This is a genomic window from Streptomyces cylindrosporus (assembly GCF_022698165.1).
In the GTDB taxonomy this organism is placed as follows: Bacteria; Actinomycetota; Actinomycetes; order Streptomycetales; family Streptomycetaceae; genus Streptomyces; species Streptomyces cylindrosporus.
On record NZ_JALDAY010000012.1, the window covers coordinates 99,227 to 111,573 of the forward strand.

The window sequence follows — 12,347 nt, forward strand, 5'->3', positions numbered from 1 at the left end:
GCCGCTCCCGGTGGTTGCCCGACGCGGCGGCACTCCTCTTCGCCGTGGTGGTTGCTTTCCCTCTCTACTGGATGGTGCTGAGCGCCTTCAAACCGGCCGGGGAGATCGAGTCGAGCGAGCCGCGGCCGTGGACCACGGCGCCTTCTCTGGATTCCTTCCGGCGCGTGTTCGGGCAGCAGGATTTCGGTCGGTATTTCGTCAACAGCGTTGTGGTGGCGGGCAGTGTCGTGATCGTCTCGGCGCTCGTCGCGTTTCTCGCCGCGACCGCCGTGACGCGATTCCGCTTCCGCTTCCGGACCACCCTGCTGATCATGTTTCTGGTGGCCCAGATGGTGCCCGTGGAGGCGCTCACGATCCCCTTGTTCTTCCAGATGCGGGACTTCGGTCTGCTGAACACGCTGGGGTCGCTGATCCTGCCGCACATCGCCTTCTCGCTGCCCTTCGCGATCTGGATGCTGCGGGGGTTCGTGAAAGCGGTTCCGGAGGCGCTGGAGGAGGCCGCGTACATCGACGGGGCGAGCCGGGCGCGCTTTCTGTGGCAGATCCTTTTCCCGCTCGTCCTCCCGGGGCTGGTGGCCACGAGCGTGTTTTCCTTCATCTCGGCCTGGAACGACTTCCTGTTCGCCAAGTCCTTCATCATCAGCGACACCTCGCAGTCCACGCTGCCGATGGCGCTGCTGGTCTTCTTCAAGCCGGACGACCCGGACTGGGGCGGCGTGATGGCGGCGTCCACGGTGATGACGATTCCGGTGCTGGTGTTCTTCGTACTCGTACAGCGACGGCTGGTCTCGGGGCTGGGCGGAGCGGTCAAGGACTGAGGTGACTGAGGTGACTGAGATGGTGGATGTGATTCCGGCGCCGGCCAACTGCACCTGGAACAGCCCCGGGTACGCGAGCCTGGACGCGGAGACCGCGCTGGAGGCCGGGCCGGGCACCGAGGGCGTCGCCCGCTGGCTGCGGGCCACGCTCGGCGCGGCGACGGGGCTGCCCTTCCCGGAGACCGGCGACGCCCACAACCGCATCGTGCTGGGCATCGACCCCGACCTGCCCCCGGAGGGCTACCGGGTCGTCAATGACGGCGGCCCGTACCGCATTCGGGGCGGTGACGCGGCCGGTGTCTTCTGGGGCGCCCAGACCTTCCGTCAACTGCTCGGCCCCGACGCGTTCCGCCGGGCCCCGGTCCGGCCGGAGCGGGACTGGGACGTCCCCATGGTCACCGTCGAGGACGCGCCTCGATTCCGCTGGCGCGGCCTCATGCTCGACGTCGCCCGGCACTTCACGCCGAAGGAAGGCGTCCTGCGCCACCTCGACCTGATGGCCGCGCACAAACTCAACGTCTTCCACTTCCACTTGACGGACGACCAGGGCTGGCGGATCGAGATCAAGCGGTACCCCCGGCTCACCGAGGTCGGCTCATGGCGGGCCCGCACCAAATTCGGCCACCGGGCCTCACCGCTGTGGGAGGAGAAGCCGCACGGTGGCTTCTACACCCAGGACGACATCCGGGAGATCGTCGCCTACGCCGCCGAGCGGCATATCACCGTCGTCCCCGAAATCGACGTACCTGGCCACTCGCAGGCCGCCATCACCGCGTACCCGGAACTCGGCAACACCGACGTCATCGACACGACCTCCCTCACGGTCTGGGACAGCTGGGGCATCTCCGCAAACGTACTCGCCCCCACTGACAACACCCTTCGCTTCTACGAGGGCGTCTTCGAGGAACTCCTCGGCCTGTTCCCGTCGGAGTTCATTCACGTGGGCGGTGACGAATGCCTCAAGGACCAGTGGCGGCGGTCGCCCACCGCACAGGCCCGCATCAAGGAACTCGGGCTCGCGGACGAGGACGAGTTGCAGTCCTGGTTCATCGGCCACTTCGACAAGTGGCTGAGCGCGCGCGGGCGCCGGCTCATCGGCTGGGACGAAATCCTGGAGGGCGGCCTCGCGGAGGGCGCCGCGGTCTCCTCGTGGCGGGGTTACGGAGGCGGAGTCGCCGCCGCCCGGGCCGGCCACGACGTCGTCATGTGCCCCGAGCAGTACGTGTACTTGGACCACCGGCAGCACGCGGGCGCGGACGAGCCGGTCCCCATCGGCTACGTCCGCACCCTGGAGGACGTCTACCGCTTCGAGCCCGTTCCACGGGAGTTGACCGAGGAGGAGGCCCGGCACGTCCTGGGCACGCAGGCCAACGTGTGGACCGAGGTGATGGAGGACCACGCGCGCGTGGACTACCAGACCTTCCCGCGGCTCGCGGCCTTCGCCGAGGTGGCGTGGAGTGCCCTGCCGGCCCCGGGGGAGCGGGATTTCGCCGACTTCGAACGGCGCATGGCCGGGCACTACGAGCGACTCGACGCCCTGGGCGTCGCCTACCGGCCGCCCGCCGGCCCCCTGCCGTGGCAGCGGCGCCCCGGCGTCCTGGGCCGCCCCATCGACGGCACGCCCCCGAACAGGTAGCCCACGAACGCCTTGCCGGGCCCCCGAACAGGGAGTGGAAAAACCTCGCAAGCATCACCGAAGAGTGCCAATTCGCATGCTTCGGTGATGCCGTGCCAAAACGGACCATCTCCCAGGTGACGGGGGCGAATGCCTCCTAGCGGACCCCTGTCTTCGGGTGTTGCGAAGATGTGCCAGAGTTGCCACGTCCGCCCTGTCAGCACGTACCGTACGGCAGCAACAGGCAGGACCAGGTGGGCAGCGGGAAGGGGCAGCCGGTTTGACCACGCACGCACCGCAGGCGGCGCAGGCCGTCACGCTGCCCACGACGCTGGACGAGGCCGTGGCGGCGCTCACCGCCGTGCCCACCGCCGTGCCCGTCGCGGGCGGCACCGACCTCATGGCCGCCGTCAACTCCGGACAGCTCAGGCCCGCCGCGCTGGTGGGCCTCGGCCGGATCAGCGAGATCCGCGGCTGGCAGTACCAGGACGGACACGCGCTGCTCGGCGCCGGACTCACGCACGCGCGCATGGGCCGCCCCGACTTCGCCGCGCTCATCCCGGCGCTCGCCGCCGCGGCACGCGCCGCGGGCCCGCCGCAGATCCGCAACGCGGGCACCCTGGGCGGCAACATCGCCTCGGCGGCCCCCACGGGCGACGCGCTCCCCGTGCTGGCCGCCCTGGAGGCGACACTGATCATCGCGGGCCCGGGCGGAGCCCGCCGGGAGATCCCCGTGTCGCACCTGCTGGCCGGCGTGGAGATGCTGCGCGGCGGCGAACTCATCGGGTACGTGCGCGTGCCGCTGCTGCACGCGCCGCAGGTCTTCCTGAAGGCGACCGGCCGGACCGGCCCCGGGCGCGCCGTCGCGTCCGTCGCGGTGGTCCTCGACCCCGCCCGGCGCGGAGTGCGGTGCGCCGTCGGCGCCATAGCGCCGATGCCGCTGCGCCCCCTGGACGCCGAGCAGTGGGTGGCCCGGCTCATCGACTGGGACAACAACCGCACGATCGTGCCGGAGGCGCTCGCCGCGTTCGGGGAGTACGTCGCCGCGGCCTGCATCCCCGACCCCGTCCCCGAGGCGGACGGCACCGTCCAACCGCTTCCGCCCGCCGTACTGCACCTGCGGCGCACCGTCGCCGCGCTGGCCCGACGAGCACTGGGGAGGGCGCTGTCGTGACCGACGACCAGCACGGAGAGGGCACGCCCCGCAGCGGGGGCCGCTGGGATCCGCTGCCCCAGGGCGACTACGACGACGGCGCGACGGCCTTCGTGAAGCTTCCCGAGGGCGGCATCGACGCGCTCCTGGCCTCCGCCGACAGCCCGCTCGCCGCGCCGGGGCACGGGTACGTGCCGCCGCAGATAGCGGCCGCACCGGGCGGCGACCCGTCCGCCACCGGCAACTGGGCCGTGCCCGCCGACGGCGCGCAGTGGCCCGACCCCAACGCCGTGCCGCAGGACAACGGCGGCGACCGGTTCGCGTACAACCCCGGCGCGACCCAGCAGTGGAACTTCGAGGAGCCGCCGCCCGCCGAGTCCGCCCCCGCGCCGGGCCACGACGTGACCGGCCAGTGGTCGATCCCGGTGGCCGGCGGCGACCTCCCGGACGAGTCGGGCGAGTTCACGACGTCGTCCCTGGTCCAGCAGTGGGGCGGCACCCCACCGGCCACCCTCCCGGGCGGCGCCCCCGCCCCCTGGGCGACGGACGCGACGGGACAGCCGTGGGGGCAGCAGCCCGGGGTGGGCGACGAGAACACCGGCCGGGTCCACGAGTCGTCGGCAGGGACGGGCATCGCCCCCGGCCCGGCCCAGGACGCCCCGACGGGGCACGCGCGCGAGGGCGCCGATTCGGGGCACGCGCACGGGCTGCTCGATCCGGGCCCCGCGCACGGTACGTCCGCCGAGCGACACCCCGGACCCACGGCGCCGAACCCGGCCGCACAGGACCCGACCGCGGCACGCACGCGTGACGCCGATCAGACGGGCCCGCACACCACAGACCCGACGGGCCCGCACCCTGCCGGTCCGGAAGGGCTGCACCCGGGCGGTCCTACGGGCCCGCACCCCGCCGGTCCGGAAGGGCTGCACTCGGCCGGTCCGGCAGGGCCGCACGCCACCGGTCCCACAGCACCGCACGCCGCCGCCTACGGCCAGGCGTACGCCGGTGACCAGGACGCCACCCTGCACCCGACCGACCCGCACCCGACCGATCCGCACGCGGGCGGGCGTTACGCGGACCCGGCCGCCATGGACGCCTCGCAGCCCATCCCTGTCGTCGACGGCCCCACCACCTCCGCGGACCCCGCCCGGCCCCCCCTCGGCACCGGCGGCCCCAGCGGCTCCGCCGCCCACGCCCCCGTGGACGCCGACGGTACCGACCACGACGCCGAGACCCCGCGAGGGCACGTCGGCGGGCAGCAGCCGTCCGTCTCCGCCTCGGACGCCTCACAGGCCGCTCAGGAGGCCGGTGAGGCCGCTGGGGCGGTCGACAGTGCCCGTCGGGCCGCCGCGGCCGCTCAGGGGGCCGTACAGCCTTCTGCGGAGCCCTCCGCGGCCGGACCGGACGATGCCGCCCGGCCCGCGCGCCCGTCGGACGGGCCGAACGCCTCCAACACGCCCGATTCCCCGGGTACTTCGGCCCACGCGGATTCCCGCGGCTCCGGCCACCCGGCCCCCGGCGCCGCCCAGCCCGGCTCGGACGGCCACGCCGGTCCCGGGGCCGAGGGCCACCCCGACCGGCCCGGTCGCTCCGCCGAGCCCGCTTCCGCGGACCCCTCCGGTCGCCCCGACTCCCCAGCCGCCGCCCAGGAGGAGCCGACCCCCCAGCCCCCCGCCGAAGAACACCCCCTCGCCTCCTACGTCCTGCGCGTCAACGGCGTCGAGCGCCCCGTCTCCGACGCCTGGATCGGCGAGTCGCTGCTCTACGTGCTGCGCGAGCGGCTCGGGCTGGCCGGCGCCAAGGACGGCTGCTCGCAGGGTGAGTGCGGGGCCTGCAACGTGCAGGTCGACGGACGCCTCGTCGCGTCCTGCCTCGTACCCGCCGTGACCGCTGCCGGCAGCGAGGTGCGCACGGTCGAGGGCCTCGCCGAGGACGGCCAGCCGTCCGACGTCCAGCGCGCGCTCGCGCGTTGCGGAGCCGTCCAGTGCGGCTTCTGCGTGCCTGGCATGGCGATGACCGTGCACGACCTCCTGGAGGGCAACCCGGCCCCCACCGAGCTGGAGACCCGCCAGGCCCTGTGCGGCAACCTCTGCCGCTGCTCCGGCTACCGGGGCGTCGTCGACGCGGTCAAGGAGGTCGTCGCCGAACGCGAGGCGCACTCCGCGGCCGACAGCGCCGAACAGGACGGCGACGAGGCACGTATTCCCCACCAGGCGGGCCCGGGAGCCGGCGGTGTCAACCCGTCGGCGTTCGACTCACCCGCCCCGCAGGACCAGGCGTACGGACCGGACGGAGGCCAGGCGTGAGCAACGAAGCCGCCACCGCGACCACCACCGCGGAGGCAGCACCCGCCCCCGAGCCGCTGCCGCACGGCCTCGGCGCCTCCCTGCCGGCCGCCGACGCCCGCGCAAAGACCGAGGGCACGTTCCCGTACGCGGCCGACCTGTGGGCCGAGGGCCTGCTGTGGGCGGCCGTACTGCGCTCCCCGCACCCGCACGCGCGCATCGTGGACATCGACACGTCCCACGCGCGGGACATGCCCGGCGTACGGGCCGTCGTCACGCACGAGGACGTGCCGGGCGCCGCGCACCACGGCCGCGGCAAGGCCGACCGCCCGGTCTTCGCCTCCGAGGTGGTGCGCCACCACGGTGAGCCCATCGCCGCCGTCGCCGCCGACCACCCCGACACCGCGCGCATGGCCGCCGCGGCCATCATGGTCGAGTACGAGGTCCTGGAGCCCGTCACCGACCCCGAGCAGGCCTTCGAGGCCGAGCCGCTGCACCCCGACGGCAACCTGATCCGGCACATCCCGCTGCGCCACGGCGACCCGGACGCGGCCGGCGAGATCGTCGTCGAGGGCCTCTACCGCATCGGCCGCCAGGACCCCGCCCCGATCGGCGCCGAGGCCGGCCTCGCCGTGCCCCGCCCCGACGGCGGCGTCGAGCTGTACCTGGCCTCCACCGACCCGCACACCGACCGCGACACGGCCGCCGCCTGCTACGGCCTGGAGCCCGAGCGCGTCAAGATCGTCGTCACCGGCGTCCCCGGCGCCACCGCCGACCGCGAGGACCAGGGCTTCCAACTCCCGCTCGGCCTGCTCGCGCTGAAGACCCAGTGCCCGGTCAAACTCACCGCCACGCGCGAGGAGTCGTTCCTCGGCCACGCACACCGCCACCCGACCCTGCTGCGCTACCGCCACCACGCCGACGCCGAGGGCAGGCTGGTGAAGGTCGAGGCGCAGATCCTGCTGGACGCGGGCGCGTACGCCGACACCTCCTCCGAGGCCCTGGCCGCCGCCGTCGGCTTCGCCTGCGGCCCGTACGTCGTCCCGAACGCCTTCATCGAGGGCTGGGCCGTACGCACCAACAACCCGCCCTCCGGCCATGTGCGCGGCGAGGGCGCCATGCAGGTCTGCGCCGCCTACGAGGCGCAGATGGACAAGCTCGCCAAGAAGCTCGGCGTCGACCCGGCCGAACTGCGCCTGCGCAACGCGATGGCCACCGGGGACGTACTCCCGACCGGCCAGACCGTGACCTGCCCCGCACCGGTGGCGGAGCTCCTCCAGGCCGTCCGGGACTTCCCGCTGCCCGCGCTGCCCAAGGACACCCCCGAGGACGAGTGGCTGCTGCCCGGCGGCCCCGAGGGCGCGGGCGAACCGGGCGCGGTGCGCCGGGGTGTCGGCTACGGCCTGGGCATGGTGCACATGCTCGGCGCGGAGGGCGCCGACGAGGTCTCCACGGCGACGGTGAAGGTCCAGGACGGCGTGGCGACCGTGCTCTGCGCGGCCGTCGAGACCGGCCAGGGCTTCACCACCCTCGCCCGCCAGATCGTCCAGGAGACCCTCGGCATCGACGAGGTGCACGTCGCACCCGTCGACACCGACCAGCCTCCCGCCGGCGCGGGCAACCGCAGCCGCCACACCTGGGTGTCCGGCGGCGCGGTGGAACGGGCCGCCAAGATGGTCCGCACCCAGCTCCTGCAGCCCCTGGCGCACAAGTTCGGCATGTCCACCGAACTCCTCCAGATCACCGACGGCAAGATCACCTCGTACGACGGCGTCCTGTCCACCACCGTCACGGAGGCGATGGACGGCAAGGAACTCTGGGCCACCGCCCAGTGCCGCCCGCACCCCACCGAGCCGCTCGGCGAGCACGGCCAGGGCGACGCCTTCGTGGGCATGGCCTTCTGCGCGATCCGCGCGGTCGTCGACGTCGACATCGAACTCGGTTCGGTACGGGTGGTGGAGCTCGCGCTCGCCCAGGACGTCGGCCGCGTCCTCAACCCGGCGCAGCTGGCCGCCCGCGTCGAGGCGGGCGCGACCCAGGGCGTCGGCATAGCGCTCACCGAGAACCTGCGCACCGCGCGCGGGTTGATCCGCCACCCCGACCTGACGGGCTACGCCCTGCCCACCGCCCTGGACGCGCCGGACATCCGGATCGTCAAGCTCGTCGAGGAGCGCGACGTGGTCGCCCCCTTCGGCGCGAAGGCGGTCAGCGCGGTACCGGTGGTGACGACCCCGGCGGCCATCGCGTCCGCCGTACGAGCCGCGACGGGCCGCCCGGTGAACCGCCTGCCGATCCGCCCCCAGGCCGCGGTGGTCACGGACCGTTGAGCCGCCCGTGAAGGGCGTGGTGGTCGTCACCGGCGTCATGGCGTCCGGGAAGTCGACGGTCGCGCAGGCACTGGCGGAGCGGCTGCCGCGCGCGGCACACGTGCGTGGAGACGTGTTCCGCCGGATGGTGGTGTCCGGCCGGGAGGACTACGTCCCCGGCACGGCCCCCGGCAGCGAGGGCGAGGCCCAACTTCGGCTGCGGTACTGGCTGTCGGCGGCGACTGCGGACGCGTACGCGGAGGCCGGGTTCACGGCGGTGGTGCAGGACGTGCTGCTGGGGGAGGAGTTGCGCCGGTACGTCGACCTGATCCGCACCCGGCCCGTGTACGTGGTGGTCCTCGCCCCCAGCCCCGAGGCGGTCGCCGCGCGGGAGGCGGGGCGGGCGAAGACCGGGTACGGGGCCTGGACGGTGGCCGACCTGGACGAGGAGTTGCGGGCGCGTACTCCGCGTCTCGGGCTGTGGCTGGACACGTCCGGGCTGACGGCGGGGGAGACGGTGGAGGCGATTCTCGCGGGGAGGGAACGCGCGAGGGTGCGCTGAGCGTCAAGTGTGTAGAGCGTCACGCGAGCCGGGTGGCATGTGCTGTGGGGCCGTTGTCAGTGGCGAGGCGTAGTGTTCTTGGCAGTGGGGACGGCGGCCTGGTCCGTACAGCGGACGGCCGCGTGCGCAGGAACATCCGGGGGAGCAATGAGCACGACCGACACCGCCTTCGCGGCGATCAGATTCACCGAGGACCAGCTCGATCCGTACGTCACGCACGTGCCGACGCGGCACTGGCTGACCGGCACCGGACTGCCGGACGCGGAAGGGCTGTTGACGTTCGCGGCACTGCACACGCGCGGCCTGCGCAGGCTCGCGGAGTGCACGGACACGGGCACGGACCTGGCCGACGAGCTGCGCGACCGGCTGGTGCTGGGCGAGCTGCTCGCCCCGGCCGGCATGGCGCCGGAGTCGATACTCCTCGACGGCGGCACGGGCGAGATCAGCACCGCGTACCTCTTCGAGCTGCTGGAGGACCGCCCGCTCGCGCCCTCCCTCGAGGCGCTCGTGCGTTTCGCGGCGGTCACCGAGGAACTGGCGGACGTACGAGGCCAGTTCGCGTCCTTCGCCGGCCGGTACGGCCCGAAGGCGGCGGCCGAGGCGTCCCGCCGGCTCCTGGCCCTCTTCGAGGAGGGCACGGACGGCGAGGTCCCGGCGTACTGGAAGGCGGCGGCCCTGATCCGCCCCCTGGCTCTGGCCACGGGCCCCGGCACGGCCGGCGGCCTCACCCTGGACGTGCCGGCCCGCCTCCTGGACGAGGAGTTCGGCCTCGGCCGCGTGGTCCGCTTCGAGGACGTCGACTTCCCGGCGACGCTCACGCACGAGCCGACACGCCGCTTCCTCCGCGAGACGGGCCTGCCGGAGGACACAGTCCTCTTCCAGGTGGACACGGAGGTCCCCCTGCAGACCCTCTCGGAGTACGCGGCGGACGACCGCCCCGGCACGGCCTCTCCCTTCGAACTCCCCGCCAGGGCGGACCACTTGATCCGCCTCGGCCACCTGGTGGAGGACAACAGCCTGGTGGTGGACGGCGCGACGGGCGAGGTCCTGAACTGGAGCGAGCCGGAGGCAAAGCTCTTCCCGCTCAACACCGACGTCTCCACCCTCGCCTTCACGCTCTGGCTGCACCACCGCGAGCGCACGATCGACGAGGCCCTCTCCCACGAGCTGACGACCCGCGCCTACGACCAGCTGGCCGCCACCATGCTCCACGTCCTCGCCTCGGTCGACCCGACGGCCACGACGACGGACGCGGACTGGCACTACTGGACGCAGGCGTTCCAGGACGAGGCGGGTGGAGTGCTCTGACCGGAAACACGGGAAACACCGGAAACACCGGAATCACCCGGGGAACGATCGCGATCCGCCAGGCCGAACCGGCGGACCTCCCAAGGGTCGCCGAACTCCGCTACAACTGGCTGTCGGAGACGTCCGACGACCCGTTGCCGATCAACCGCACGGATTTCACCACCCACTTCGTCACGTGGGCCGAGCAGAACACGTCCACGCACCGCTGCCTGGTCCTGACCCGAGACACCACCACGACCCCCATCATCGGGATGGCCTGGCTGGCGATCCTCCCCCGGGTCCCGTCCCCGAGAGCCCTGCACCGCATGTCAGGCGACCTGCAATGCGTCTACGTAATCCCCGAGGCGCGCAACACGGGCCTGGGCGGCCACCTCATGGACGAGATCCTCGCGACGGCCCGATCCCTCGGCCTGGAACGCGTAACGGTCCACTCCTCCCCGAGAGCCGTCCCCGCCTACGTCCGCCACGGCTTCGAACCGTCTCCCCGCCTCCTCCAAAGCCACATGGCCGACCACCCCAAGGGATGACCGGCCACGCAGCCTTCTCAGAGGCCGTGGCGGGAATTGAACCCACGTACCTCGCTTTGCAGGCGAGTCCCTAAGCCACTCGGGCACACGGCCGTGTTGTTGAGAAGACCGTAGGGCGGGGTGGAAGGCGGGCTCAAGGGGATCAGGTGGGCTGCAATGGGACTGCCATACGCCGTTCATGAAAGGGGGAGGGGGCGGTGGGTGTACGACCAAGGTCGTAGGGGTGGGGGGACTTTGGGTAGGGGGCGAAGTGGCTGGTGGGGCTTACGCTGGCGGGCATGAGCGTCCTTGAGCCGCGTGATGCCGTAGTCGTTGGAGCAGAGGTCGACGGGGTCGGCGAGGGGGTTCTGGGGCGGTCGTATCGGGCGCTCAGTGTCGGGATCGTGTCCGTCGTGCTGGTGATCGCGTTCGAGGCGACCGCCGTCGGTACGGCCATGCCCGTCGCCGCTCGGGAGCTCGACGGGGTGGGGCTGTACGCGTTCGCCTTCTCCGGGTACTTCACCACCAGCCTGTTCGGGATGGTGCTCGCAGGGCAGTGGTCGGACCGGCGTGGGCCGCTCGGGGCGCTGACCGCGGGGATCGGGTGTTTCGGGGCCGGGTTGCTGGTGGCCGGGACCGCGGGGGTCATGTGGGTGTTCGTGCTGGGGCGGGCCGTGCAGGGGCTCGGCGGTGGGCTCGTCATCGTCGCGCTGTACGTCGTGGTCGGGCGGGCGTATCCGGAGCGGTTGCGGCCGGCGATCATGGCGGGGTTCGCGGCGAGCTGGGTGGTGCCGTCCGTGGTGGGGCCGCTGGCCGCGGGTGCGGTGACCGAGCATCTCGGGTGGCGGTGGGTGTTCGTCGGGATTCCGGCACTGGTCGTCTTTCCGCTGGCGCTCGCGCTGCCGCAGATACGGCGGCGGGCGGGTGGGCCGGTGAGTGACGCCGGTGTCCCGAGGGAATCCGGCGACGGCACTTTCCGTACCTCCCCCGACCGCCGCCGTATCCGCCTCGCCCTCGCCGTCTCCCTCGGTGCCGGGCTGCTTCAGTACGCCGCCCAGGATCTGCGGCCGCTCTCCCTCCTCCCCGGCATCGTCGGCGCCGCGCTGCTCGTGCCGGCCGTGCTCGGGCTGCTTCCGCGGGGCACGTATCGGGCCGTGCGGGGGCTGCCGTCCGTCGTGCTGCTGCGTGGGGTTGCCGCGGGGTCGTTCATCGCGGCCGAGTCGTTCATCCCGTTGATGCTGGTGACGCAGCGGGGGCTGTCGCCGACCTTGGCCGGGTTCTCGCTCGCGGCCGGGGGCGGGACGTGGGCGTTGGCGTCGTGGTTGCAGTCGCGGCCGCGGTTGGAGCCGTACCGGGAACGGCTCATGACCGTCGGGATGCTTCTCGTGACGGCTACCATCGCCACCGCGCCGAGTGTGCTGATCGAGTCGGTGCCGGCGTGGACCGTGGCCGTCGCCTGGGCGTTCGGCTGTTTCGGGATGGGGCTGGTGATCTCCTCCACCAGCGTGCTCCTGCTTCAGCTCTCCGCCCCCGAGGAGGCCGGCGCCAACTCCGCCGCCCTCCAGATATCGGACGGTCTGTCCAACGTGATCCTGCTGGCGGCGGGCGGAGCGGCGTTCGCGGCGCTGGGCGGGGGTGCGGTGAGCCGTACGGCGACGCCCGGCAGCGGGGCGCATCCGGCGGCCTTCGCCGCGGTGTTTCTGCCGATGGCGGGGGTGGCGCTCGTCGGCGCCTGGGTGACTACGCGGTTGCGGGCGGCTGGACAAGGCGGTACCACGGTGACCCCATAGGTGG

General features: G+C 73.0%; 9 protein-coding genes and 1 tRNA gene. 9 read left to right on the forward strand and 1 reads right to left on the reverse strand.

The window, feature by feature from the left end; genetic code table 11:
• The first annotated feature begins 14 nt into the window (after positions 1 to 14).
• From MQP27_RS35465 to MQP27_RS35500, 8 genes are all read left to right on the forward strand, one after another.
• Entirely contained in the window at positions 15 to 818 is an 804-nt protein-coding gene (locus tag MQP27_RS35465) for a carbohydrate ABC transporter permease (RefSeq protein WP_242772928.1), read from the forward strand.
• Between the two features lie 19 nt (positions 819 to 837).
• Positions 838 to 2,454: a beta-N-acetylhexosaminidase gene (locus MQP27_RS35470; protein ID WP_242773475.1), complete on the forward strand. Its 1,617-nt coding sequence runs from the start codon at positions 838 to 840 to the stop codon at positions 2,452 to 2,454.
• Positions 2,455 to 2,713: 259 nt separating this feature from the next.
• Complete coding sequence (locus MQP27_RS35475) at positions 2,714 to 3,607, forward strand: FAD binding domain-containing protein (protein ID WP_242772930.1); 894 nt, start codon at positions 2,714 to 2,716, stop codon at positions 3,605 to 3,607.
• A complete protein-coding gene (locus MQP27_RS35480; protein WP_242772932.1) occupies positions 3,604 to 5,892 on the forward strand; it encodes a 2Fe-2S iron-sulfur cluster-binding protein in 2,289 nt (762 codons plus the stop codon). Before MQP27_RS35475 ends, MQP27_RS35480 begins: the two co-directional genes overlap by 4 nt.
• The gene (locus tag MQP27_RS35485; RefSeq protein WP_242772935.1) at positions 5,889 to 8,198 is read left to right on the forward strand and encodes a xanthine dehydrogenase family protein molybdopterin-binding subunit; all 2,310 of its coding nucleotides are present in this window, start codon (positions 5,889 to 5,891) and stop codon (positions 8,196 to 8,198) included. Before MQP27_RS35480 ends, MQP27_RS35485 begins: the two co-directional genes overlap by 4 nt.
• Positions 8,199 to 8,205: 7 nt before the next feature.
• On the forward strand, positions 8,206 to 8,739 hold the full coding sequence (locus MQP27_RS35490; protein WP_242772939.1) for an AAA family ATPase: 534 nt from the start codon (positions 8,206 to 8,208) through the stop codon (positions 8,737 to 8,739).
• Positions 8,740 to 8,886: 147 nt separating this feature from the next.
• Positions 8,887 to 10,047, forward strand: a complete 1,161-nt coding sequence (locus MQP27_RS35495) for an SUKH-4 family immunity protein (RefSeq protein WP_242772941.1) — start codon at positions 8,887 to 8,889, stop codon at positions 10,045 to 10,047.
• Positions 10,048 to 10,181: 134 nt separating this feature from the next.
• The gene (locus tag MQP27_RS35500) at positions 10,182 to 10,574 is read left to right on the forward strand and encodes a GNAT family N-acetyltransferase (RefSeq protein WP_242772943.1); all 393 of its coding nucleotides are present in this window, start codon (positions 10,182 to 10,184) and stop codon (positions 10,572 to 10,574) included.
• Positions 10,575 to 10,595: 21 nt separating this feature from the next.
• Here MQP27_RS35500 and MQP27_RS35505 read toward each other — a convergent pair.
• Positions 10,596 to 10,667: transfer RNA gene (locus tag MQP27_RS35505), tRNA-Cys, on the reverse strand.
• Between the two features lie 185 nt (positions 10,668 to 10,852).
• On the opposite strand from MQP27_RS35505, the gene MQP27_RS35510 reads away from it, so the two are divergent.
• Positions 10,853 to 12,343 (forward strand): MFS transporter, encoded by a 1,491-nt coding sequence (locus tag MQP27_RS35510; RefSeq protein WP_242772945.1) that lies wholly within the window; start codon positions 10,853 to 10,855, stop codon positions 12,341 to 12,343.
• The last annotated feature ends 4 nt before the right edge of the window (positions 12,344 to 12,347 follow it).

Bases quoted from the DNA above. Each gene is read 5' to 3' on its own strand.
- MQP27_RS35470 (WP_242773475.1), top strand. From the start codon at position 838: ATGGTGGATGTGATTCCGGCGCCGGCCAACTGCACCTGGAACAGCCCC.
- MQP27_RS35495 (WP_242772941.1), top strand. From the start codon at position 8,887: ATGAGCACGACCGACACCGCCTTCGCGGCGATCAGATTCACCGAGGAC.
- MQP27_RS35510 (WP_242772945.1), top strand. From the start codon at position 10,853: ATGAGCGTCCTTGAGCCGCGTGATGCCGTAGTCGTTGGAGCAGAGGTC.